Genomic DNA, 25053 nt, shown 5'->3' with positions numbered 1-25053 from the left:
GGCGAGGGATTCAACCAGAATAGCGATATTTTTAGGGATGGGTTTCAGGGATTATGTATAATTTCGGCTTAAGATACTAAATAGATGAGAATTTTACTCGTAGGCGAATACAGTAACCTGCATAACAGTCTGAAAACGGGTTTACAAAGCCTGGGGCACGAGGTTACGCTCGTGAGTACCGGTGATGCCTTTAAAAAATACCCTTCAGATATACTGTTACAAGCCCGGCGTATCGAAGGTTTTACTCCGCTCAACTGGTATAGGAAAGCCTTGTTTCGGTTTACAGGTTTTGACATCGCCAATATGGAAATAGGCTATCGGGCGATGGATTTTCTCTTTGATCAAAAACCGTATGACGTCATCCAACTCATCAACGAATACCCGTTTAAGAGTCCGTATTTTATGGAACGCCGCGTCATCGAACGTCTACGTGCCCTGACCAAAAAACTGGTGATTTTAGCCTGTGGCGATGATTATGTGTACCTGAATAACCTTGACAAACTGCCGCATCATCCCGCATTGCAAAACCCGGAAATTCATTTTCCATACAGCGAAAAATACCTCACACCTGCCCATAAAAAATACCACGAGTTTGTCTTTGCTAAAAAAGATGCGATCATCAGCACCGATCTGGATTATCATCCTGCCTACGCAGGCAAAACTGATTACATGGGAATGATCCCAAACCCGGTTTGTGTGGAAAAACTGGAGTTTAAACCCAACACCAGTCTAAAGCAAATCGTTATTTTCCACGGGATCAATCAGACCAACTACTATAAAAAAGGCAATGACTTATTTGAAGCCGCTTTAGAACAGATTCAGGAAAAATATGGGAATCGCGTTGAGGTACGCACCGCTCGCAGCCTCCCTTACACCGAATATTTAAGGACGTACGAAGATGCACATATTGTGCTCGATCAGGCTTACGCACTTGATCAGGGCTACAACGCGCTTGAGGCAATGGCGCGGGGCAAAGTTGTGTTTACCGGAGCCGGTAAGGCATTTTGCAAAAACTATAATTTAAATGAAAACGAAATCGCCATACATACCGTTCCTGATGTAAGCAAAATCGTGAAGAATCTGGAAGCTTTGATCGAAAACCCAAAGCGCATTTTGGAAATAGGCCAAAACGCCAGAACTTTTATCGAAAAACATCACGATGCTAACGAAGTTGCGGGACGATATGTCAAAGCCTGGGAGCAGATTAAAGAACGAACGAAAACATAAAATTACTGAGTTGCCCTGTCGAATAATTTCTTTCTAAATAGAATCACCACCACCAGTAAATACAGGGAATAACTCAGTAAATGCGCTATCCCGGCACCTACAAATCCGTAGCGGGAAACCAGCCAAACGCTGCTAAAATAAATGATGCTAAGCGAAATCAGTTGGGTAATCACAAAGGTTTTCACCATGCGTTTAGCAATGATCTCATAAGCGATTACCAGACTCGCCACACGCACCAAATCCCCTGCCAGTTGCCAGATAAAAATAGGCTGCATCTCCAGAAATGAGGCATCATAAACCAACCTGATGATAAAGCCTTTTAGCAAAAAGATTACAAGAAGCCCCAAAGCAAAAAAGGGCAAAATACTCCTGTAAAAGTCGGTCGTGACTTTGCGCAGGTTCGTTTGGGTTCCGGAAGTCGAGAGTTTGGGTAAAACATACAACGTGAGGATACTCGTGGCAAACATCAGATAATAATCAGAAAGTCGCAGCATCGCGTCCCAGTATCCCGCATTTTCGATTCCGTCTGTCTCAATGATGTATTGCCGTATCGCAATATACACCCAGGGCGCGGCAACGGCCGAAAACAAACTCATAAACGCATAAGAACCCAATTTCTTAAGAAGGGAAGCGTCTATTTTTAGAAGGAATAACTCTTTCGCCTTCGGGAAATACTTCCTTAGAAAAAGCAGTGTAATACCTAAAGCCAGTACGCCACTTAAAATAAGAGCCAGCATCGCTCCCCAGATTGAAAACCAAATAATCAAGACTGCTGACAACAATACGCCTGAAGCATTGATACTCATGTTTATGAAAATCACCTTACGGAAATATCCCAGCCCGTTGAGGATGTTCAGTAGTAAAGTTTGTAAAGTAAAAAGAGGCAATACGATTCCTGCCAGACGTAGGATTAACGTGAAATCTTCCGTATTTTCAAAAATTAAGGCATTAAGATCCGGAGCGGCAATCACCACGATTAAACCTAAACCTAACGAAACTAAAAAAGGGAGTTTCAGTACCGTGGCGACGAGTTTATGAAGTGCTTCGGGTTGCTCTTTATACGTGGCGGTATATTTAATCACCCCATTGCTAACGCCCAATTGCCCCAGGCTTTGCAACGAACTCATAAAATTGCGCAGATCGCCCAGCAAGGCCATCCCTGAAGCACCCACGTACACCGCGATGAGTTTAGACGTGATGAGACCGCAAACCACCCGTACCGCAATACCCGCACTATTGAGCGAACCCACTTGCAATAGGATATTTTGGGCGAAAAGTTTGCGAACAAACCTAAGCATGATATGCGTTTAGAACGGTAATCACCCGGTTTATTTCTGCTTCAGTTAGGGCTGGATTAAGCGGAATACTCACACAGCTTTTTGCAATTGCTTCGGTGACCGGAAAACTCAAATGATTATAGTTTTTAAGTGCTTCCTGTTTATAAGGAGGCACTTCGTAATGAATGGCAGAACCTATTCCGTTTTGGTTTAGATACGCTAAAAAATGAGGCCGATTGTTAACCAAAACTACAAAGACATAAAACACGTGACCTGCTGAAAAGTCAAAAAAAGGTAACCTGATTTCGGGATTTTGAATCTCTCTGAGGTACCGGGATGCAATCTGACGGAGCCTGTTATTCTGCGCATCGAGATCGTTTAGTTTTTCATTTAAGAACAAGGCCTGCAGCGGATCAAGCCGCGAATTGAACCCAAGACTTGCGTTATGCTGAGCATCCTTACGGCCGTAATTGCGTAAACTTTGAATGGTGTTCGCCAGTCGCTCATCTGAAGTAGTAACCGCCCCGGCATCACCCAGGGCTCCGAGATTTTTAGTGGGATAAAAACTGAAGGCTGCGGCATCGCCAAAACTGCCGGCTTTTTTAGCGTTCACTACTGCCCCGTGTGCCTGGCTGGCATCTTCAATAAGCAGCAATTGGTGTTTTTCAGCATAGGCTGAAAATGCTTCAATGGGTCCCAACTGTCCGTACAAATGCGTCACCACAAGTGCCTTTACCGAAGCTTCCGGCTTCCCGATTTTATCAAGATTTATATTGAAGAATTGGGTTTCGGCTTCCACAAAAACAGGCTTTAATCCGGCCTGAATGACCGCAAGCACCGTTGCGATATAACTGTTGGCCGCAAGCAGGACTCCATCTCCCGAAACCAGTTTCCCTTCCACTTTATAAGCCTCAAAAATGAGCCGAAGCGCATCAAAACCATTACCCGTACCCACGCAAAAATCGGTGTCGCAATACCGGGAAAAAGCAGTTTCAAAATCGCTCACCGCCTTACCCAATATATAGGTTCCGCTACCCAAAAAATCTTCAAACCGCTTTTTAAAACGTTGCTCGTAAGGTGCATTGACCTGCTTTAAATCTAAAAACGGAATGTTCATAAATCGAGCTTTAACGTGTGTTGCAAATAAACCTGAGCGCCCAGTTCTTCCTTCTGTTTGATGAGTCCGAAATTGTATGCTTCATCACGGCTGCCCTGCACGGTCCCCATATCAAAAAAACGATATCCCGCGTCTTTATAATCCTGAATCAGGTTCACAAACAGAAAATCCATCGCGCGCAGCTTTTCACCTTCGGGCGTGGTCGCGCCGTACTGGGATTTTACCACGTCTTCCGTTAGAAACAAGGTAACCCCGGCAAGCAGGGTTTCGCCCTGATAACAATTAATCTGCTTGATGTTGTAGGGAAACTGCTTTTGAAGCAGCTCTATTTCGCCCAGACTGTGCACGGGTTCAGTATCAAATTTAGCAGCCAGGCGTGGTTTTAATACGCCATTCCAAAATCCGGCAAAATCGGCTTCCGCATAACGTAAACCGCGATCCTCTGCCTGTCGTGCACGCCGTTCTTTGGTAGCATGAATAAAATAAGGGCGGTTATAATCTATTCCAAAATTCAACTGACTTCTAACCACCTGCGCACCGGCTTCCAGCAAAAGATGCTCGAGTTCGTAAGCCGGCTGCTGAATATAAAACTGCGGAATAAATTTGATTTGGAAATGCTGAAATCTTTCCGTTTTTAAGTATTGCAGCAAAGCTTCCACAACCTGTTTTGTTTCCGCGAAAGCGATACCTTTTTCCAAAACCAGTGCGCCATAGGTAAGCCCCTGATGACTATACAGGTTAGCCCCTTCCCGGTTAGCCGGAAGCACCGCAATCACTTTTTCATCCTTAAAAAAAAGGAGGCTGTGATCTTCAAAACGCTCGCCATGATAGGCAATAAAAGCACGTGAAAATAAAAAGCTGGTGTTTTTAACGCCTTTGTTTTTAGAGCCCATCAATGAGGTCACAAAGCGATCCCAGCGGGATTTATAATCGGGAGTGTATTTAGTTACGCTTATCAAGTTTTAGACTTTGGTATGGGGAAAGTACAAAATTTAATGCGAGAAGTTTATTTCAAAAAAAACACCTCCCGGAGGAGGTGTTCGTGACCTGTATAACACCCTAAAATCATACAGATCGTAATTTTTCGTAAACCAATCGACTCATCGCATTTCTTCAGTAAAACGGCTATGTAAATGGTGTGTTTAACTGTATAGACTACAATTAATCAAAAAGGTTGCGTGAGATTTTAGATTTTTTCTAAAAAAAGTTGAAATAACTAATAAGGGCAATTCTCAGGCGCGCTCTAGGAGATTAAAACTTTTAGTTAACTTTATAAAAAAATGACATGGGAACGCAGGAACTTAAAAAACGTATTAAGTCTTATGTAGAAAGAGGCGATGACAAAGTACTCGCAATCGTACATGGGGTTTTCGAGAATTATTATCAGGATGAAACTATGGCTTATTTTCCCGATGGAAGCCCAATGTCGCGCAAAGAATACAATCTGCAGCTTGAAAATGCAGAGGATCAAATAGGACGTGGAGAATTTAGTTCTATTGAAGATGTAGAAAATCAAATTCCCGATTAATTATGTCCCTCCAAGTTGTCTGGCTTATACAGGCCATTGATTCCCTGAAAACATTTTAGATTATCGTTATAAAGATATTCCGTCTGCGAGAGCGGTTGTAAAAAGAGATATTTAAATGCTTCCAGCCCAATCACATTTCCTGAATAATATCAGCAAGACGAAATTAATGCAGATTACAGAAAGATACTAGTTCGGGATTATAAGCTACTTTACAAAGAAAAAGATGGCGTGATTTACATCAGTAATGTCATCTGCACTAAGGCTTCACTCCAATAAAAAAGCACCTCCTCACGGAAGTGCTTTTTTACAATAAACAAAATCTCAGACGGTTAAACCGACTTGTTACGCTTACGTTCGTTTTCGGTTAACAATACCTTACGCAGACGCAAATGGTTTGGAGTAACCTCAACATATTCATCTTTTTGTATGTATTCTAAAGCCTCTTCTAACGAGAATTTGATAGCCGGTACAATTTTGGCCTTATCATCTGCTCCAGAAGAACGTACGTTTGATAATTTTTTGGTCTTGGTAATATTAACGGTCATATCATCCTGACGGCTGTTTTCACCAATTACCTGACCTTCGTAGATATCCTCACCCGGATCAACGAAGAACTTACCACGATCCTGAAGTTTATCAATCGAATATGGGATTGCAGTACCCTTTTCCATAGAAACCAGCGAACCGTTGTTACGACCCGGGATATCTCCCTTAAGCGGCTGGTATTCTTTAAAACGGTGAGCCATAATCGCTTCACCTGCAGTGGCAGTAAGCAACTGGTTACGTAAACCGATAATCCCTCGTGAAGGAATTAAAAACTGGCATACCATACGATCACCTTTGGCTTCCATACTCAACATCTCCCCTTTACGGATAGACACCATTTCTACCGCCTTACCTGAAACTTCATCCGGCAGGTCAATAGTCAATTCTTCAATAGGTTCGCATTTAACCCCGTCAATTTCCTTGATGATTACCTGCGGCTGTCCAATTTGCATTTCGTAACCTTCACGACGCATCGTCTCGATCAATACCGAAAGGTGTAATACTCCACGGCCAAATACCATAAACTTATCTGCACTGTTCGTTTCTTCTACGCGAAGTGCCAGGTTTTTCTCAAGCTCTTTCCATAAACGGTCTTTGATGTGACGCGAAGTCACAAACTTTCCGTCTTTACCAAAGAATGGCGAATCGTTAATGGTAAATAACATACTCATCGTAGGCTCATCGATCGCGATGGTCTTTAATCCTTCCGGATTCTCAAAATCGGCAACGGTATCTCCAATTTCAAAACCTTCAATACCTACAAGAGCACAAATATCACCTGCCTGAACTTCGGCTACTTTCTTACGACCAAGTCCTTCAAAGGTGTGTAATTCTTTAATTTTTGCTTTTTTGATGCTTCCGTCACGCTTAACCAGCGATACGTTCATCCCTTCTTTTAAAATACCGCGTTGTAAACGTCCTATGGCGATACGCCCGGTAAATGAAGAGAAATCCAGAGAAGTAATCAGCATCTGGGTGGTACCCTCTTGAATTTTAGGAGAAGGAATATGCTCCATCACCATATCTAGAAGTGGCTCAATGTTTTCCGTTTGATTTTCCCAGTGGTCACTCATCCAGTTGTTCTTAGCCGAACCGTAAACCGTAGGGAAATCTAGCTGCCATTCTTCGGCACCCAATTCAAACATCAGGTCAAAAACCTTCTCGTGAACTTCTTCAGGAGTACAGTTTTCTTTATCTACTTTATTAATAACCACGCACGGTTTAAGACCCAGGTCTATAGCCTTTTGCAATACAAAACGCGTTTGTGGCATAGGCCCTTCAAAAGCATCAACCAGCAATAACACGCCGTCAGCCATATTGAGTACCCGCTCAACCTCACCACCAAAATCGGCGTGACCCGGAGTATCAATAATGTTAATCTTGGTGTCTTTATAGATAACCGAAACGTTCTTAGAAGTAATAGTAATACCGCGTTCACGCTCCAGATCATTATTATCCAGAATCAAATCACCGGTGTTTTCGTTCTCACGAAACAACTGGCAGTGGTACATAATTTTGTCTACCAGGGTGGTTTTACCGTGGTCAACGTGCGCGATAATCGCAATGTTTTTAATATTCATAAGTAGCCCTTATTTTAAGGGCGCAAAGATACAGTTAATTCGCGGACTTTTAAGCACTTATTTCAATTATAATTTGGGCGGCTTGCTGCTTGTGTAAAATCCTCTAAAAAATTGAAAATCAACCACAAGCAGCAACCGGGCTATACGCTCTATCTTTTTTGTCAGCAGCTTTACCTAATACGCCAAAAGGCGCAGGAAGCCTCTCCTAACAAAAAAGGATGCCGCTGCTATCCCTGCCGCAAGCGGTTGCAGGCTACAGGTTCAAGGTTTGCTTGTTTCTTGTTTTCTTTTTTCTTTTTTCTTTTTTCTTTTAAAAGTTAATTGGAATTTATTTTACTTCGGTTTCTGTTTATTCCCGCTTTGTAATTTGTATCTGGTAGTTGTCATCAACAATAGGTTCTCGACTGCGCTCGAACTGACAACGCGTTTTACTTCCTGCTTTCTATTTTCCACTTTTTACCTCTTACCTAGAAAACGCTGCCCTCGAACCGACAAACCGTTTTACTTTCTACTTTTTATTCTCCACTTTTTACTTTTTACTGTGGAATCGTTTAAGAAAAAACCACAAAAAATTACCTTTTTTACAATCCTTGAATTTTGAACCTTGAATTTTAAATTCTACAAACTGCCCACTGAGACAGCCAACTGGTACTATATGCGTCCGAACCCTGAGTGCCGCGACCTAAGAAGCGGTGTATCGGAGGGTTACTTTTTACTTTTTCCTGTGGAATCGTGGAATCGTGGAATCGTTTAAGAAAAAACCACAAAAAATTACCTTTTTTACAATCCTTGAATTCTGGACCTTGAATTTTAAATTCTACCAACTGCCTACTGAGACTGCCAACTGGCACTATATGGATCCGAACCCTGAGTGCCGCGACCTAAGAAGCGGTGTATCGAAGGGTTACTTTTAACAATTAACCCATAACACCTAACTATTCCCAAAGACTTATCTTTGCAGTTTTAAATAAGAACCGATGAAACTTTCCAATATTCCCCAGATTAAACATACAGACACCAATAACTTTTTCCTGCTTGCCGGTCCCTGCGCCATTGAAGGCGAGGAAATGGCGTTACGCATTGCCGAAAAAGTAGTGGGCATAACCGATAAACTGGGAATCCCCTACGTTTTTAAAGGAAGTTTTAAAAAGGCAAACCGCAGTCGTATCGATAGCTTTACCGGTATTGGTGACGAAAAAGCGCTTAAGATCTTGCGTAAGGTTTCAGAGACTTTTAAAGTCCCAACGGTGACAGACATTCACGTAAACGAAGATGCAGCTATGGCTGCCGAATATGTAGATGTGTTGCAAATTCCGGCATTTTTGGTACGTCAAACCGACCTCGTGGTCGCCGCTGCTGAAACCGGCAAAGTAGTCAACCTCAAAAAAGGACAGTTTATGAGTCCGGAGGCGATGAAACACGCCGTTACCAAAGTCACCGACACCGGCAACGAGAACGTCTGGATCACCGACCGCGGAACGATGTTTGGCTATCAGGATCTTATCGTAGATTTTAGAGGCATCCCCACCATGAAGCAATACGCGCCAACCGTACTCGATGTCACGCATTCCTTACAACAGCCCAATCAAAGCAGTGGCGTAACCGGCGGCCGACCTGAACTTATAGGTACTATGGCAAAGGCCGGTATCGCGGCAGGTGTTGACGGTCTATTTATCGAGACCCATTTCGACCCCGCAAATGCCAAGAGCGACGGTGCCAATATGCTCGACCTAAGCTTACTGGAAGGATTGCTTACCAAACTGGTAGCAATACGCAAGGTGGTTGCCGGGTAAAATTTAACAGACTGAGAATAGTTCAAATTAAAGGATTGCCAAGACTCTTGTTTTAGCAATCCTTTAATTTTTAATAGCAAATTTTGCCGCATTTACGTTCTGCTCTGCTCGTCCCGTTCGATTTAAGTTTTCTTCTCAGGTATCAAAAACAGCTATGTGAAGAATTCTTTTTATTTTTAATCACAATCAAAAAACATTTAAAATGAACTATTTACGCATCTCCGCACTAGCCTTAACCACCCTGGCTGTACTTTCCTGTAAAGACGAACCTGAAAAAACTCCATTAACAATGGGTAATCTCGAACTTTCAGAAAGCAAGCCGATGCCCGGCGACAGTTTGATCCTTTGGTATACACCTGAACAAACAGAAGATTCGCTCGATATAGAAGCATTTTACGCCTATACCGTAAATACTAAAAGTTATCCCCAGGATATTGATCTGGTTAAAGACGGAGAGCGCTATAAGGGCAGTATTGCCATTCCCGATTCGGCACAGGGTCTTATTTTCAATTTTAAAAATGGAAAGGACTATGACTCCAATGAAGAGCAGGGATATACGCTAAGCCTGTATAACGAGGCAGGTGTACCCGTTGCCGGCTCTGAAGCCGGAATCGCCTTTTATAAACTCGCTCAGGGCAGTTATTACGGTATGAAAACAACACCAGACTCTACTTTGGCTGCCATTAACCGATCTCTTGAAAAGAATCCCGAACTTAAAAACGATTGGTTCACGATACAAATGCAGGTAATGAATCAGGCAGATGCTAAAGCTGCCGGAGTGAAATTAGATGAAGAACTCGCCGCATACTCCCAAAAGCAGGAGCTTACAAAAGAGGAGTATCAAAACCTGATTACGATATATCAGATCAAAAGGGATCAGTCCAAAACCGATTCGATCCAGGCGATTTTCATTGAAAAATATCCTAAGAGTCAAATCGCTCAAAACGCTTATGTTTCTAAAATGCGTGGTGCTCAAACTCCCGAAGAAAAGCTTGCAGTACTTGAAGAATTCAATGAAAAGATAGGAACAGACGGTACTCAGAAAAATTTTCTATACCGCAGTTTAGCTGAAGCATACCTCAATGCAGGGGATACCAAAAATTTCAAAAAATATATGGAGATGGCCGGTGACGATTCGTCTAAAGCCTCAACCCTGAATAATATTGCCTGGGGCTACGCCGAAAGCGGAGAAAACCTCGCACTGGCGGAAGAATTGTCTAAAAAATCCCTTGCTATCATTGAGACTGAAAAATCAAAAAAACCGGAGTATTATACGGCCCGCCAGTATGCGAACAACATGAAATCTACCCGGGCTATGTACTCAGACACCTATGCCCTGATCCTGTTCAAGCAGGGTAAAGTTAAAGAAGCTATCGCTGTTCAGGAAGATGCCGTTGCAGATGGTGTTGCCCCTGATGTTAGTGAGCGCTACATTCAGTTTCTGGCAGCAGATGAGCAATATCAAAAGATCGTTGAGAAAGCCTCAGAGCTGGTTAAAGAAGGTAATGCTACCACAAAGACCAAAGAATATCTGGCTACTGCCTACACCAATACCGAACAAGAAGCAGATTTTGACAGCTACCTCAGCAGTCTCGAAAAGGTCGCTCACGATAAGGCTTTAGCCGAACTGAAAAAAGAAATGCTTGATGAAGAAGCGCCTCAGTTCCGCCTTAAAAATCTGGAAGGTGAAGAAATCGCTCTCGCCGATTTAAAAGGAAAAACCGTGGTACTCGATTTCTGGGCAACCTGGTGCGGACCGTGTAAAGTTTCCTTTCCCGGGATGCAAAAAGCGGTTACCAAATATGCCGATAATGAAAATGTAGAATTCCTCTTTATAGACACCTGGGAAAGCACCAGCGGTGAAGCCCGTGAAAAAGGAGTAAGTGATTTCATCAAGCAAAACAACTACACCTTTAATGTATTGATGGACACTCCTGAAGAAGAAGGCAGTCGCAAATACGACGTGGTTTCAGCCTATGAGGTTGACGGTATTCCCACTAAGTTTGTGGTAGGCCCCGACGGAAAAATCAAATTCAAAGCCGTAGGTTTTGATGGCAATACAGACGGTCTGGTTGAAGAACTTGATATGATGATCGCACTGGCTGCGGGGCAGTAGTTCGTAGACGTTAGGAAACTAAAAAATCCGTGTTTGAATATCAGACACGGATTTTTTTATAGCTTAATTACTTCTTAATCAAGTATCCAGTGCAGCAGGCCTTCCTGATCAACAATAGACCAACTGTGCGGATTTCTGCTTCCGTCTGCCCTATATCCCTTATTCTCAGTCGTAATAAGTTCTACGTTATCGTAGCCTTTAGCGGTCAAAAACTCAGATAGCCGCTCCAGATGAAAAGCATTCATTTGCTCATAATCAACTCCCATATTCTCTTTCCACCAGGTTTTATCGGGCTCTGTATAAAAACGGATTTTGGTGTTTTCTAAAGCTTTCAAATTCTGAAAGTTTTCGGTTTCATAGACAAAAGCGCTGTACGTTTCGTAAGGACCGATCTCCTCATCAGGATTTCCCAATTGCGCATTAAAAAACTGAAGCATAAAGGCGCTTTCTCCGGCCGCAGCGGGTGAGAAATTACGCGCTACATTTTGTTTGGCAATACGATAGAGCGCTGCAAGATCTACCGGAGCATCCACAGCAAATACTCCGGCAGGTTTAATTCCATAGGATTTATTTTCCGTTAGATAGTTACTTATTATCAATGACAAGGCTCCGCCGCTAGACAATCCACCGATATAAACCGCATCGTCAGGCAGGTTATTTGAAGTGATTAGATTCTGAAGCATCTGTGCCAATTGCGCCTTTTCTTCCTCCTGTAAAAAAATCTTACGATTATAGTTCAGATAGGCCACTGCTACATTTTTAGACAAGGCTAAATCGGTTATGGGGTACTCGTTTTCAATACCCACAGCGTTTTCTCCAAATCCACCAAACAAAACAAAAACGGCATCCGTTTGTTGGGGTTTGTAGAGTGTATAATCTGCAGTAGTTAAAGCTTCGGCTTCCTGCGCTGTACTTAAAGCTGTAGTTAAAATCAGACACAGAACCGGGAGTAGATTTTTAAAATGTTTTTTCATTATTCGTTTATTTAAAATTATTCGTTTTTATCCGGAGATTTCAAGCTCCGTTTATAGGCCTCTAAATCCCATTCCATATCAAAATTAGAAAGGTAAGACGCCATCGGATCAAGCCCTATTGAAGCTCTTCGCTCATCTACGTGATCGGGGTCAATCATCGGAGCGACAAAAGACTCTCCGGTTTCTGTGCGGCCCACCTGACTGCCGTAAATTTGAGGCCTGTCGTTACGTATCTCAATGCGATCCTGTAAAAGAGCTAAAAAATGAGGCGGAGTGTTTCCTTCTAAAACAGCTTTTTGCAGTAAGGGCAGGTAGTTTTCCTGTATTTCAAGATCAGAATGCTGAATAACCAAAAACAAGGTCATATTACCTTCGTCGCCCAGCACATCAGAGCCTAGCCAACCCCGTTCATCCAGAATGCGTTTCACTTTGATCAAATTAATGGAGTCTACCCGGTCTACTGTTTTCCATTGAGATTTTACTTCTTCTGACTGCCAGCCGTATTGATCTCCCAGTTTTCCAAGCTTTTTTCTGACGCTTTGATCACTTTGATGAACACTATCTAAGACAGCTACCAGTGGTTTATCCCAGTATTGCTCTACCTCTTCCCTATTTTGCTTCACACGTGCAAGAATTTCATCCCAGCGGGTATCACTATGTAAATTGGCTAGGTCAGTATCCTGAGAGATATGAGCATAGTTTTTATACCCATCCGGTTTAGAAATGACAAATAAGTGTTCAAAAGCTTTATCTACCTGATTTGCCAGCGCCCATGAACATGCTGCATTATACCGATCAGCAATCTGTGTATCATCTCCGGTCAGATTAAAAGCCTTTTCATAGGTAACGCCAGACTCCGAATAATTTTGGGACTGATAAAGCCTGTGTGCCTCTAGAATTAAATCATCATAGTTTTTTGTTTCCTGACTATACGATGCAAAAAAACTTAAAAACAGCGCAGTAATTTGTAATCTAACAATTCTCATATTTCTTAATAGGTAAACCCAAATGATATAGGTTAATAGGAGTAAGTTAGAACATTCCGGAGTTAAACGCTTACGGTTTTCCTTATTTTCTCAAAAAAAATCTTAACTCTCCAAAATAGCCCTGAGCTGCTTCAAAAACACAATCACTAGTTCAGCATCAATATCTTCCACCTTATGATACCTCAAAGAGCGTAGCCGTTTCCGGTTTTCACCTGCTATTAAATGATTGTCGGGATCATCAAGGTCTGTTCCATAAACAAAGCTCAAATCCACAAAACGCTTCCTAAAATTCAAAAAGCAGAACATTTTTCCATTCAAATAATAAAACGGCAAATGCCATTTATACAGCAACTGAGCTTCGGGAGCTGTATGCTCGATAATCACCTGCAGCTCCAATAAAATGCTTCTAAAAGGCTCGGGTTGAGAAAGGATATAGTTTTCTGCAGGATTCATAGCTGTAATTTAAGACTTGTTTCGGGTTTTCGGTTTTCGGTTTTCGGTTTTCGGTTTTCGGTTTTCGGTTTTCCTAAGTTGTGAAAAAAAATGGAATCATGGAATCGTGGAAGAAAAAACAAGAACTCCAAGTAAATACAAATTCTTGAATTTTTTAACCTTGAATCTTGAATCAATCCAAATCCCCTCTGAGACTGCTAACCAATATTATATTCATCCGGACCCTAAGTGCCGCGACCTAAGGAGCGGTGTATCGAAGAGTCACCTCTTACCTCATATCACCAACCGATTTGTTCTCTGTTCTCTGTTCTCTAAATCAAAAATTTCGTATTTCGTATTTCGTATTTCGTATTTCGTATTTCGTATTTCAACTATTTTACGTTACTTTGCAATTCAAAGTACTTTTGTATGGAAACCAAAAACTACCTTCAGGATATAGCGCACATCAAAATCATGATGAGCCGGTCATCCCGTTTTATGTCTATCAGTGGTCTTTCCGGAATTTTAGCCGGAATTTATGCGCTTGTGGGAGCAGCACTGGCTTACGTACACTTAACCTCTTACACCCATTCGGGCTATCAGGGATACGACCTTGTATCTGATGATTTACGTTCTACACTATTCTTTAATTTGTTAGAAATTGCCCTAGTTGTTCTCGCAGCAGCTCTGGTAACAGGTGCCATCCTTACCTACCGGAAAGCCAAAAAACTCAACGAAGACATCTGGAATCCGGTTTCGAAGCGGCTTCTGGCCAATTTCACTGTTCCATTAATCACAGGCGGACTTTTTTGCCTGGTGTTGCTCCAATACGATATCGTAGGTCTTGTCGCACCGGCTACCCTAATCTTTTACGGCCTGGCACTCATTAATGCCAGTAAGTTTACGGTGGGTGACATCAAATATCTGGGTTTGGCCAATGTTCTAATCGGTCTCGTAGCAACCCAGTTTGTGGGATATGGTTTGTACTTTTGGGCGCTGGGTTTTGGTGTGTTTCACATCATTTATGGCGCTATTATGTACCGCAAATACGACCGTCCCACCCCTAACCCCTCCCAAAGGGCGGGGAACTAGTAAGCTCTAAAACCGAATCATTACACCTTGAAAAACATCATTCAACATATCAACAAAGCCTTTGACCATCGCATACGCCTGGGTATTATGAGCGTTCTCATTGTGAATGATTTTGCCGATTTTAATATGCTGAAGGAATTGCTGGGCGCCACAGACGGCAACATTGCCAGCCACACCAAAGCCCTTGAAAAAGAAAATTACATCAAGGTCGAAAAATCATTTATTAACCGAAAGCCCAACACGCGCTACATCGCCACTCCAAAAGGTCGCGAAGCCTTTACCAAACACATTGAAGCTTTAGAAAAACTGATCAATCCAAATGACTAAATCTATTTTTTTATCCATTTACTTTGAATTTCAAAGTACTTTATTAATTGCAAGAGAACTTGTGGTTGGCGCCTCATTCGATCTTACCAGTCGGGTTTACGTGCTGTTTAAGCGTAATGAACCCTGGGGTATTTCGCGAAGCGAACTCCTTTTGTATCCGCCGGAAAGTCTGGGTTTTCATCTGGGATGTTTTCTCCTCAGACAGCATTTTGAACCTCAGCCGCATTGCGAAAACCACGACATTTTCCACATACTCACCGGTTATGAGACCGATACGGCTCAGGAGATCGCGCTTCAGTTTTTCCTCTATGGTAACGGCAAACGCAGTCCGTTTCTCCACCTAGCCATGTTTGCCGGCATCATCCTTTTTCCCGATCAGTATGCGCTTTTTCGCGAAGCCTATCACAAAGGCACCCAGGCTAAACGCCTGTTTGATCTGGACTATAAACCGCTTTTGACCAACTCCATTTATCAATTCAAAAATCAATACCTCAACACTTAAAAATCATCTTATGAACACACCAAATTCACAGCCGCCCAACAAATTCATCCAATGGATCAAAAGCTCCATCACCGCCCGAATGTTTATGGTGGGCTTTCTCACGCTCATCTTACTCATTCCGTTATTTTTCGTTCAGAACCTGATCGAAGAACGCGCCCAGCGGCAACAGGAAGTGGTTGCGGAAATCAATGAAAAATGGGGAGAGGAAGTATTGGTTTACGGCCCCGTTCTCAAAATCCCATATACCTTACCGGTCAAGAAAACAGTGCAAAACCCCGGAACCAAAACCTTTGAAACGCTTGTAACTGAAGAAGAGCATATCGCTTATTTCTTTCCCGAACAACTCAATCTGAAAACGCAGGTAAATCCGGAAATTAAATCCCGAAGTATTTATAAAACCACGGTTTATAATTCAGAGACGCATTTTGAAGGCAGTTTTTCCGTACCCGATTTTAGCGATGCACCCGGAGAGCCGGTACAAATTCTATGGGAAAAGGCGCGGGTGCTTTTCCAAACTTCCAATTTAAAAGGCGTTAACAAGCAGGTAAAGATTAACCTCAACGGAACTTCCTATTTATTTACATCGAAATTTGAACAGCGTATTGGAAAAAGTCAGGATACGGTTGAACTGTTTATGATGGAAAGTACGGCGATCAAACCCGAAAGTCTTCCGCAGGAATCAAAAGTGAGTTTTACGATGGACCTTCACATTAACGGAAGTCAGCAAATACAATTCATCCCCATTGGTAAAACCACCGAAGCGCAAATCACTTCAGACTGGGAAACCAATAATTTTACCGGAAACTTTTTGCCCTACAATCAGGATAAACTGGAGGGCAAAGGCTTTGATGCCAAATGGCGGGTGCTTGATATCAACCGCCCCTTTCCGCAGGAATTCTTTATCAGCCTACCCACATTAAACGCCTATGCTTTTGGGGTGAACTTTATGATTCCGGTAGACGAATACCAAAAAAGTGAGCGTACGGCTAAATACGGTTTTCTGGTGATAGGACTTACTTTTCTGATTTTCTTCCTCATCCAGACGCTGAGCAAAATAGGGATTCATCCGTTTCAATACCTGATGATTGGGCTGGCGCTTATAATGTTTTACACGCTGCTGATTTCGATTTCAGAACACAGCAATTACCTCAACGCCTATCTGGTTGCGAGTGTGGCCGTGGTACTGCTGATTTCTCTTTACGCCCGAAGTATTCTCAAGAATATCAAGTTCCCGGTTTTTATAGGGCTATCGCTTACGCTCCTGTACAGCTTCATCTACGTGATCATTCAGCTTGAAAGTTATGCACTGCTGGTAGGAAGCATCGGCCTGTTTATCATTCTGGCGCTGGTGATGTATGTCTCGCGCAAAATTGATTGGAATTCTTAATTTAATTCCACCGAAACCAAACAGCTTATGAACGGTCCATTCCTTCATTTTTATAAAAAGGTGCGTGTCAATTTTTGGCACGCCCTCTTTTACCTCTTTTGCAGATGCACCCTGGCTCTGGGTTTTATAGTTGCCGGATACGTTAAGATTATCGGCGAACGATTTGCCAGCGGCCTGGACATCAGGCATCCTATGGGCGCGTACCTGGAGGCTTTGCACCATACGGAATTTTACTATCCCTTTATTGGTGTGTCCCAAATTCTCGCCGGTATTCTGCTGGTCATCAGACGCACAGCACTGCTGGGAGCTCTACTCTATTTTCCGATAATAGTCAATATTTGGGTGCTCTCCTGGGCGGTACGTTTTGAAGGTTCGCTGGTTACTTCGACCCTCATGGTTTTGGCAAATCTGTATATTCTGCTCTATAATTATGACCGACTTAAATTTATGTTGCCATTCAGCGAAAAAGCCCTGAACTATATACCGCGCATTTCACTCAATGAAGCTGAAAAACGTAATGCAGCCGGGAAGCAAGTGTCGTTTCGCTATAACCTGAATCTGGCCAGCTTGAAATCACCTTTGGTTTCCAAAAAGTTTCCGTGGGGATTTTTGTTGGTAGTAATCGTAACTTTTGTAATTACCGTCTTCGCTTCTAACCGCCTTTTTGAACTGATGCCGCGTAACAATTATTATGATTGCGTAAGCCGACTCGAAAAGCGAACTCCTGAAAAAGCCGGTTTCGATTTTTGCAATTGCATTCACAATCAGGGAAAAACCCTTGACACCTGTTTGGAAGAGTATGAAGCCGTAAAAGCCAAAAATTGAAATGGGGTTGGCTCTTTGCTCTTTGCTCTTTGCTCTTTGCTCTTTGCTCTTTAAAAAATCAATAAGGAATAACAAATCCGTAATAATGAACATTAAACAACTATGAAAGATTTCATTCTCAAAAAATACACCACACTCAAATACCTGCTTGCCGCACTGTTATTGTGCTTTTTCCTTTTGGTATTTCGCATCAAAACCACACACGACTATTTCGGTTTATTCCTGGTATGGAACCTCTTTCTGGCCTTTATTCCGCTCGGTATTGCCTGGTATATGGAAGCGCAGGAACGGCTTGAAAAGCAGAAGCTTCAACTTTTTACAGCTTTGGCTGTCTGGCTGCTGTTTCTACCCAATGCTCCTTACGTGATTACCGATTTGATTCACCTGTCGTATAGTCCGAAAGATTGGCTCTGGTATGATCTGGTTACGATTAGTGTTTTTGCACTGCTGAGTCTGTATTTTGGTTTTGAATCCATTCGCGTCTGGCGCAGATTGTTGGCAACACAAATCGCGGCTAAATGGCTCAATCCAGCGACTGTTGCAGTGCTTATCCTGTGCGGTTTTGGCATTTATCTGGGTAGATTTATACGCTTTAATTCGTGGGATGTGGTGACCAATCCGCTCGAGCTTTTATATACCATTGCGCAGTATCTGATCAATCCCATTCAAAACCACCGGGTATGGATTTTCACTTTGAGTTTTGGGCTATTGCTTAATGCGGGCTACTTTAGTTTTCAGTTTTGGTTAACCAAAAAACAAAACTATGATTCCACGTGCTAAGCGACATTATTATGTGATTGGTTTTGCGATTCTTTTTGGTGTGGAAGCGGCAATTGCTATGTACTTGAAAGGAGGATTCATTCGCAGTTATCTGGGTGATTTACTGGCAGTCATTTTAATCTATACCTTATTAATGGCCTGCTCGCGGCTTTCCGTCAAAACAGGATTGGTTCTTACCGCATCAATCGCCTTACTGGTCGAAGTGCTGCAGCTTATAGATCTGACCCAGTTTTTTGAAGGCACTTACAAACAGGTAGCCACTTTGGTTTTTGGCAGTCACTTCTCCTGGCTTGACCTGTTGATGTACGGGTTAGGGATTTTAGTGGTTTATGGGTTGGAACGGGTGAAAGAATGAATTATCATTTTTATTGTTATTGAAAGAAGTTTTCGGTTTTCGGTTTTCGGTTTTCCTAAGCTGCGAAAAAAGTTTAATCGTTCAACTGTGTAATCGTTAAATCGCTTGACGGTCAAGATTCCTCGCCATAAATTCTCAACTGATTGAAAGCTGAGACGACCTTGTAAATGCAGAATTACGAATGCAGAATTAAGAGTTATTGCTGGTTTTGAATTTTCAACCCTGAATCCTGAACTCAACTAACTGCTAACTGTGACTGCCTACTGAGACTGCTCGAAAAATTCTGAATGTAGAATGCAGAATTAAGAGTTATTGCTGGTTTTGAATTTACGACCCTGATTCTAGAACTCAACTAACTACTAACTGTGACTGCCTACTGAGACTGCTCGAAAAATTCTGAATGTAGAATGCAGAATTAAGAGTTATTGCTGGTTTTGAATTTTCAACCCTGAATCCTGAACTCAACTTACTGCTAACTGTGACTGCCTACTGAGACTGCTTGAAAAATTCTGAATGTAGAATGCAGAATTAAGAGTTATTGCTGGTTTTGAATTTTCAACCCTGAATCCTGAACTCAACTTACTGCTAACTGTGACTGCCTACTGAGACTGCTCGAAAAATTCTGAATGTAGAATGCAGAATTAAGAGTTATTGCTGGTTTTGAATTTACGACCCTAAATCCTGAACTCAACTAACTACTAACTGTGACTGCCTACTGAGACTGCTCGAAAAATTCTGAATGTAGAATGCAGAATTAAGAGTTATTGCTGGTTTTGAATTTACGACCCTGATTCTAAAACTCAACTAACTACTAACTGTGACTGCCTACTGAGACTGCTCAAAAAATTCTGAATGTAGAATGCAGAATTAAGAGTTATTGCTGGTTTTGAATTTTCAACCCTGAATCCTGAACTCAACTTACTGCTAACTGTGACTGCCTAATGAGACTGCTTGAAAAATTCTGAATGTAGAATGCAGAATTAAGAGCTATTGCTGGTTTTGAATTTTCAACCCTGAATCCTGAACTCAACTAACTGCTAACTGTGACTGCCTAATGAGACTGCTTGAAAAATTCTGAATGTAGAATGCAGAATTAAGAGTTATTGCTGGTTTTGAATTTTCAACCCTGAATCCTGAACTCAACTAACTGCTAACTGAGACTGCCTAATGAGACTGCTTGAAAAATTCTGAATGTAGAATGCAGAATTAAGAGTTATTGCTGGTTTTGAATTTACGACCCTAAATCCTGAACTCAACTAACTACTAACTGTGACTGCCTAATGAGACTGCTTGAAAAATTCTGAATGTAGAATGCAGAATTAAGAGTTATTGCTGGTTTTGAATTTTCAACCCTGAATCCTGAACTCAACTAACTACTAACTGTGACTGCCTACTGAGACTGCTCGAAAAATTCTGAATGTAGAATGTAGAATTAAGAGTTATTGCTGGTTTTGAATTTACGACCCTGATTCTAAAACTCAACTAACTACTAACTGTGACTGCCTACTGAGACTGCTTGAAAAATTCTGAATGTAGAATGCAGAATTAAGAGTTATTGCTGGTTTTGAATTCACGACCCTGATTCTAAAACTCAACTAACTGCTAACTGTGACTGTCTACTTTCTACTTTTCACCTTTTACTTTTCACCTTTTACTTTTCACCTTTTACTTCCCACTTTTTACTTCCCACTTTTTACTTTCTACTTCCCACCTCTTACCTCATACAATTAACATTAACCTTCAAACCCCGCAAGGACCTACTCCTTCCCATCCACATAATCCTGAAGGTAGCTAAAGCGTTTGGTGAGTTTTCCGTTTTGAGTCATTCGGGCGCGTTGCAGGATGCCGTCTTTATCGCCGTTGAAAAATGCCGGAAACACGTGCTCAATAAACATTTGACCAAATCCTTCACTGGCATCCTTCGGCAATTCGCAAGGTAAATTGTCTACCGCCATAACGGTTATCGCTCCGGGAGCATCCATCGCGACTTCGCTTTCGCTTTGCGCATCATAACCGTAAAACGGATCTTCAATTGTCGAAGCGCGCAAGGTAGAAGCCACCGGTCCGTCGATATCGCAGGAGATATCGGCAATGACTTCAATATTAAAATCGTCATGTTTGGCATCTTCGCGGGTAAATAAATACGGAGCGCCCTGCCCGTAAAAATGCCCCGCAATAAAATACTGAGTCACTTTCGCGAAGCGCATAAAATCAGACTCGTAACCACTGGGATCACTGAAAAATTCTTTGGCACTGGGTTTTTGCCCGTCTTTTCTACGGTTATAATCAGTTACGCCGATTTTGCAATACACTGCAGTTTTAAAGTTTTTATTTAGATAGTCTGCCACCGAAACCTTTTTGACTCCCATCGCATCCAGAATTTCCTGCGCACCGCCGGCCACTTTCCCGGTACCCGTAAGTAAGATTTTAATCGCGGGCAATCCAATTTTAGCAAGTTGTGCATGAAGCGCTTCAATCCCGGTCAGGCTGTTTGCAGGCGGCAGATCAAAGCTTTTGTATTTTTTACCCAAAGCTCTAAACCCATTATAAGCGCCTACAATCCCGGCATAGCGGCCAAAACCAATAAGTCGCAATCCGCTGGCTTTGGTGATTACCTCATGATCGTAGAGTTCTATGTTTTTAGCCAAAACAGCGCGCAGCAAGTCGCGGTTATAGGGCTGTTTTTTGATGGTATGGCTAAAGAAAAAATACTTCTTATTTGGAATCAATGCATCCGCAGGTACCTCTTTAACACCCAGCATTACATCTGCCGCGCTCACATCGGTTACCACATCAAACTCTGCCTTTTCATAAGCCACATCAGGAAACACCCTGATGTCTGAAGCTTCCACTATAAAACGGGCTTTAGGAAAACGTTCCTGAGCCTCGAGCATAGAAGTTGGAGACAAAACTGCCCGGCGGTCCGGTGGGTTTTTTCGTTCTTTTAAAAGCGCAAAGGTGATGGGATGCATAGAATTCAAAATTTACGCGGAAGATACAATTTTCGGGATTTTTAGGCCTTGCCATTTTGGGGCATTCTTATCAAAGTTTTAATAGTTTATTGACACAAAAGCCTTTAGTTTCGCCTTATATTACTAGTAAAACATAACTATGAAACTACAAATAGTATTTGCATTTGCACTGGGTATTTTAACTTCATGCAGCGCGCAGAAAAAGATTAAAGGAGATAAAGACGTTATTTCGGTAAACGGAAATCTCACTACCGGCATAAACACGGTTGAGGTTGGCGAAGGCATTGAGCTCGAACTGGCACAGTCAAACATCAATAATTATGTGCTCACTACAGATCGCAATCTTACGAGCGTCATCCAGTTTGAAGTGCGCGACAGCGTTTTGCGTATTATGCCTTCTATGCGCATCACCCGCTCCAAGGAGTTACACGTGTATTTAAAATTGCAAAACCCTCAGCACATCATTCTTAACGACGATACCGAGTTTGAATCTCCCGGCATTATAAATGTACCCGACTTTTCGCTCACAGCGCGCGAAGACTCTGAGTTTGAATTCAAATTGAGAAGCGAGCAGACGCATTTTAATTTAAGCGGAAACGCCAAAGGCGATGTAACGGTATCTACCGGTAAGCTTAATGTTAAAATGAATGGTCGTACCGATTTACAGGGAGATTTTGATGCTTCTGAAAGCTTTATTACTCTTGACGACAATGCCGAATTTGAAGCGGATGGGAAAACCAAAACTTTAAACCTTACCAGTTCAGATCGCGGAGATTATAAAGGCCGAAAATTTGAAGCCGATGAAGCCAGCGTAACCCTAAGCGGACGCACTGCGACAGCAATTAATGCCAATGACAATTTAACGGTTTTCGCTCAGGATAAGGCTTCAATTGAATCCTACGGAAAAGGAGAAATTTCGATCAATGCGCTTAAAGACGACGCGGCAATCGAGAAGAAATAATTCTAAATTACTAAATACCTTTACGGCCTGCAGAAGTTTAGTATCTTTGCAGGCTCGAATTCAAGATTCAAAATTTTAAATCTTAAACTTTGAATTTTGAATTCGCTCGGGGTCGATTTGGTTTTGACAGCGGGTCTAATTGAATAGTAAGCACGTCGAGCGCTGGGACATAGCTCGTTAATCTCAGGTTTCACACTTTTTTAAACGGCGAGTCTAACTACGCCTTGGCTGCATAATCCGAATCACAGTAGGATATGCTTAATGCCGTACGAGGTACGGCACCAAGATACCCCTGAAAAGCCCTGGTTTGCGGCGTTTCGTCAAGGGGTACCGAAAAAGTAGACCTAGTTTTGGCAGGATCCTGATGCCCTTACGAAATCTAATTGGGAATAAGGTAGCAGTTGGTAGTTGCCGACCGGCTGTTGCACGAAAATCAAGTGGCAAATAAACGTGTAGAAAGCTATTGAGTTGCCCGTTTGGACGGCGGTTCGAACCCGCCCGACTCCACGATCAAATGCAAAATTCCGCAAGGGATTAAAACTTTAAAATCCTGCCAGGTTTACCTGAGCAGGATTTTTTGTTTTTAAGACCTCTGAGCGGTAGCAAAGGGAATTTTGTATTTGCAGGACTGGAGTCACTGCGGTGAAAGGCCAGAGGACTTAGCCCGCCTTTTCGAGTTAAAAATTGAAACTTAAGTGCAAAAGGGTTGATGCTCCTAAAATTTTTCTTGCAGGACTGGAGTCACTGCGGTGAAGCGAAGCTAGCCCGCACTATTTAGTTAAGTGTTACTGGTTAGGAGTTATTGGGATCAGAACTACTGAATCTGGCAGAGGGAGTTTGCCATTTGCAGGACTGGAGTCACTGCGGTGATAGGCCAGAGGCCTTAGCCCGCCTTTTCGAGTTGAAAGTTGAATGCAAAAAGGTTTATGCTCCTAAAATTTTTCTTGCAGGACTGAAGTCACTGCGGTGGAAGGTTTTATGACCGTAGCCCGCCCGACTCCGCAATTTTCAAACCTGATTAATTTAATATGGAAATAGTAACCGTAGGGTAAGCCGTTCCATTTGCTGCATCTCCAACAGTTATATTGGTATTATTAGGGGCATAAACTCTCACCTGAACATTTGTATTAACCGTAGGCGAAATTATCGCTATCGCAGTACCACCACCCCCTATTCCGTAGGGTGATGTTGCATATTCAATATGCTGATTTGTGCCTAACCATGAATTCGTGGTTGTATTATACCACCTAAATCTTACAAAAGTACCACTCCCACTCGCAACCCATTTTGCATCAAACTCAAGTTTATAGGTTTTGTTTGCTAATAATGTAAAAGTGCTATTTGCTCCGTTTATTGTAACAAATCCCTGTGTATTATTAAAAGACAATTGTTGAAAAGCAAGCGGTGTACTAATGTTAGGAATAGTTTGACTTGCACTTGCGATTCTTAAATGGGAGGTATTAATCGTAGATGAAGTCACAGCCAGATTAGACCATATGGGGTTTACATCAGTACCGGAATTCATTTGAATGGCAGTAACATCTGTATTAAACAGGAGCGTTCCGGTAGGTCGCATAGCAATGGTCAAATTATCTCTTTCATTGGAAGTCATTCGTGGTATTAAGAGACCTCCCGTTTTGCTCTGAACTTCCAGTGCTCCTCTGGGTGCTGTTGTACCTATACCTACCTGAGCCTGAAGAAAACTGATGCCCAGCAGAAAAAAAAGTAAATATTTCATGGAAGATTAGGGGTTTGGGTTTAGGCTGATTAATAGCGAAATACTAGTGCTTCGGTTTTACTGCTTATCGGGTATTGAACCCTCAATTTTTCTGGTTTTCTAATTTTCCACTATTTAAGATCAAAATTATTAAAAAATAATTTTTCTCCGACGAAATGTTTAAAAAAAACGTTGTTCAACTACTCGCTTGAGCTAACCGGCAATACATTCTCGCAGTTTCAGCAGTATAAATCTGTGTTTCACGCATCTGATTTCACCCTATCCTGTTTCTAATTTAAAAAGCCTGAATAGGCGATATTAAGACTGAAATGACGAATACTTGAAATACAGGGATAGTATTTAATGAAAAATACGAAGTGTAATATTTAACATTTCTTGAATTTACCCCACTCTAATCAATACACAGAAGCCAAGGCAGCAGGTCTTATTTGATTGCAGGTAACAACGTAAATCTGGGCGGTTAAATACAAAATTACCTGCCGAAGTTTTGTACCGGAAGAATTCCTCATTAGTCTACAGAAAACCAGTCTCACGCAAT

General features: G+C 42.1%; 21 protein-coding genes and 1 other RNA gene. 13 read left to right on the top strand and 9 right to left on the bottom strand.

The annotated features are described in order from the left end of the window. The first annotated feature begins 84 nt into the window (after window positions 1–84). Window positions 85–1227 (top strand): glycosyltransferase family protein, encoded by a 1143-nt coding sequence (locus ACSSS3_RS15175; RefSeq protein WP_442845339.1) that lies wholly within the window; start codon window positions 85–87, stop codon window positions 1225–1227. Between the two features lie 2 nt (window positions 1228–1229). Here the strand turns inward: ACSSS3_RS15175 and ACSSS3_RS15170 are convergent, their stop codons facing one another. The 3 genes from ACSSS3_RS15170 to ACSSS3_RS15160 are packed head-to-tail and all read right to left on the bottom strand — an operon-like array spanning window position 1230 to window position 4580. After that, the gene (locus ACSSS3_RS15170; protein ID WP_442845338.1) at window positions 1230–2525 is read right to left on the bottom strand and encodes an O-antigen translocase; all 1296 of its coding nucleotides are present in this window, start codon (window positions 2523–2525) and stop codon (window positions 1230–1232) included. Further along, a complete protein-coding gene (locus tag ACSSS3_RS15165) occupies window positions 2518–3621 on the bottom strand; it encodes a DegT/DnrJ/EryC1/StrS family aminotransferase (RefSeq protein ID WP_442845337.1) in 1104 nt (367 codons plus the stop codon). The genes ACSSS3_RS15170 and ACSSS3_RS15165 overlap by 8 nt, the downstream gene beginning before the upstream one ends. Further along, on the bottom strand, window positions 3618–4580 hold the full coding sequence (locus tag ACSSS3_RS15160; protein ID WP_442845336.1) for a GNAT family N-acetyltransferase: 963 nt from the start codon (window positions 4578–4580) through the stop codon (window positions 3618–3620). The genes ACSSS3_RS15165 and ACSSS3_RS15160 overlap by 4 nt, the downstream gene beginning before the upstream one ends. A 326-nt stretch (window positions 4581–4906) precedes the next feature. On the opposite strand from ACSSS3_RS15160, the gene ACSSS3_RS15155 reads away from it, so the two are divergent. Then, window positions 4907–5149 (top strand): hypothetical protein, encoded by a 243-nt coding sequence (locus ACSSS3_RS15155; RefSeq protein ID WP_442845335.1) that lies wholly within the window; start codon window positions 4907–4909, stop codon window positions 5147–5149. 329 nt (window positions 5150–5478) lie between these two features. On the opposite strand, the gene typA is transcribed toward ACSSS3_RS15155, so the two are convergent. Continuing rightward, on the bottom strand, window positions 5479–7275 hold the full coding sequence (gene typA / locus ACSSS3_RS15150; RefSeq protein ID WP_228230964.1) for a translational GTPase TypA: 1797 nt from the start codon (window positions 7273–7275) through the stop codon (window positions 5479–5481). A gap of 977 nt (window positions 7276–8252) precedes the next feature. Here typA and kdsA point away from each other — a divergent pair. Beyond that, window positions 8253–9068, top strand: coding sequence for a 3-deoxy-8-phosphooctulonate synthase (kdsA, locus tag ACSSS3_RS15145; RefSeq protein WP_228230965.1), 816 nt, complete (start codon window positions 8253–8255; stop codon window positions 9066–9068). 202 nt (window positions 9069–9270) lie between these two features. Further along, on the top strand, window positions 9271–11184 hold the full coding sequence (locus ACSSS3_RS15140; protein ID WP_442845334.1) for a redoxin domain-containing protein: 1914 nt from the start codon (window positions 9271–9273) through the stop codon (window positions 11182–11184). 74 nt (window positions 11185–11258) lie between these two features. Here the strand turns inward: ACSSS3_RS15140 and ACSSS3_RS15135 are convergent, their stop codons facing one another. The 3 genes from ACSSS3_RS15135 to ACSSS3_RS15125 all read right to left on the bottom strand — a co-directional run bounded on the left by ACSSS3_RS15135 (window position 11259) and on the right by ACSSS3_RS15125 (window position 13597). Continuing rightward, window positions 11259–12158 carry a hypothetical protein gene (locus ACSSS3_RS15135; protein WP_442845333.1) on the bottom strand — a complete coding sequence of 300 codons (900 nt, stop codon included), beginning with the start codon at window positions 12156–12158 and terminating at the stop codon, window positions 11259–11261. Between the two features lie 17 nt (window positions 12159–12175). After that, a complete protein-coding gene (locus tag ACSSS3_RS15130; protein ID WP_442845332.1) occupies window positions 12176–13144 on the bottom strand; it encodes a DUF6624 domain-containing protein in 969 nt (322 codons plus the stop codon). 102 nt (window positions 13145–13246) lie between these two features. Then, on the bottom strand, window positions 13247–13597 hold the full coding sequence (locus ACSSS3_RS15125) for a DUF1801 domain-containing protein (RefSeq protein ID WP_442845331.1): 351 nt from the start codon (window positions 13595–13597) through the stop codon (window positions 13247–13249). 408 nt (window positions 13598–14005) lie between these two features. Between ACSSS3_RS15125 and ACSSS3_RS15120 the strand changes: the two genes are divergently transcribed. The 7 genes from ACSSS3_RS15120 to ACSSS3_RS15090 all read left to right on the top strand — a co-directional run bounded on the left by ACSSS3_RS15120 (window position 14006) and on the right by ACSSS3_RS15090 (window position 18844). Then, on the top strand, window positions 14006–14668 hold the full coding sequence (locus ACSSS3_RS15120) for a hypothetical protein (RefSeq protein WP_442845330.1): 663 nt from the start codon (window positions 14006–14008) through the stop codon (window positions 14666–14668). Between the two features lie 27 nt (window positions 14669–14695). Continuing rightward, window positions 14696–14995: a winged helix-turn-helix domain-containing protein gene (locus ACSSS3_RS15115; RefSeq protein WP_442845329.1), complete on the top strand. Its 300-nt coding sequence runs from the start codon at window positions 14696–14698 to the stop codon at window positions 14993–14995. Then, window positions 14988–15497: a Coq4 family protein gene (locus ACSSS3_RS15110; RefSeq protein WP_442845328.1), complete on the top strand. Its 510-nt coding sequence runs from the start codon at window positions 14988–14990 to the stop codon at window positions 15495–15497. Before ACSSS3_RS15115 ends, ACSSS3_RS15110 begins: the two co-directional genes overlap by 8 nt. 10 nt (window positions 15498–15507) lie before the next feature. Then, complete coding sequence (gene creD, locus ACSSS3_RS15105; protein WP_442845327.1) at window positions 15508–16884, top strand: cell envelope integrity protein CreD; 1377 nt, start codon at window positions 15508–15510, stop codon at window positions 16882–16884. Window positions 16885–16911: 27 nt separating this feature from the next. Then, window positions 16912–17709 carry a DoxX family protein gene (locus ACSSS3_RS15100; protein WP_442845326.1) on the top strand — a complete coding sequence of 266 codons (798 nt, stop codon included), beginning with the start codon at window positions 16912–16914 and terminating at the stop codon, window positions 17707–17709. 102 nt (window positions 17710–17811) lie between these two features. Further along, the gene (locus ACSSS3_RS15095) at window positions 17812–18489 is read left to right on the top strand and encodes a DUF1361 domain-containing protein (RefSeq protein WP_442845325.1); all 678 of its coding nucleotides are present in this window, start codon (window positions 17812–17814) and stop codon (window positions 18487–18489) included. Next, window positions 18473–18844 (top strand): DUF2809 domain-containing protein, encoded by a 372-nt coding sequence (locus ACSSS3_RS15090; protein ID WP_442845324.1) that lies wholly within the window; start codon window positions 18473–18475, stop codon window positions 18842–18844. Before ACSSS3_RS15095 ends, ACSSS3_RS15090 begins: the two co-directional genes overlap by 17 nt. Before the next feature lie 1757 nt (window positions 18845–20601). On the opposite strand, the gene ACSSS3_RS15085 is transcribed toward ACSSS3_RS15090, so the two are convergent. Further along, entirely contained in the window at window positions 20602–21807 is a 1206-nt protein-coding gene (locus ACSSS3_RS15085) for an NAD(P)-dependent oxidoreductase (RefSeq protein ID WP_442847432.1), read from the bottom strand. Between the two features lie 148 nt (window positions 21808–21955). Between ACSSS3_RS15085 and ACSSS3_RS15080 the strand changes: the two genes are divergently transcribed. Together ACSSS3_RS15080 and ssrA are read left to right on the top strand one after the other, a co-directional pair. Beyond that, window positions 21956–22777, top strand: coding sequence for a GIN domain-containing protein (locus tag ACSSS3_RS15080; RefSeq protein ID WP_442845323.1), 822 nt, complete (start codon window positions 21956–21958; stop codon window positions 22775–22777). 108 nt (window positions 22778–22885) lie between these two features. After that, window positions 22886–23287, top strand: a transfer-messenger RNA (tmRNA) gene (ssrA, locus tag ACSSS3_RS15075). A gap of 508 nt (window positions 23288–23795) precedes the next feature. Here ssrA and ACSSS3_RS15070 read toward each other — a convergent pair. Next, window positions 23796–24515 carry a hypothetical protein gene (locus ACSSS3_RS15070; RefSeq protein WP_442845322.1) on the bottom strand — a complete coding sequence of 240 codons (720 nt, stop codon included), beginning with the start codon at window positions 24513–24515 and terminating at the stop codon, window positions 23796–23798. Window positions 24516–25053: the final 538 nt, after the last annotated feature.

This window comes from Leeuwenhoekiella sp. H156, assembly GCF_052218455.1.
Lineage (GTDB): Bacteria > Bacteroidota > Bacteroidia > Flavobacteriales > Flavobacteriaceae > Leeuwenhoekiella > Leeuwenhoekiella parthenopeia.
The sequence above is the reverse complement of the archived record's forward strand: the minus strand, read 5'-3'. Positions and strand labels throughout refer to the sequence as shown.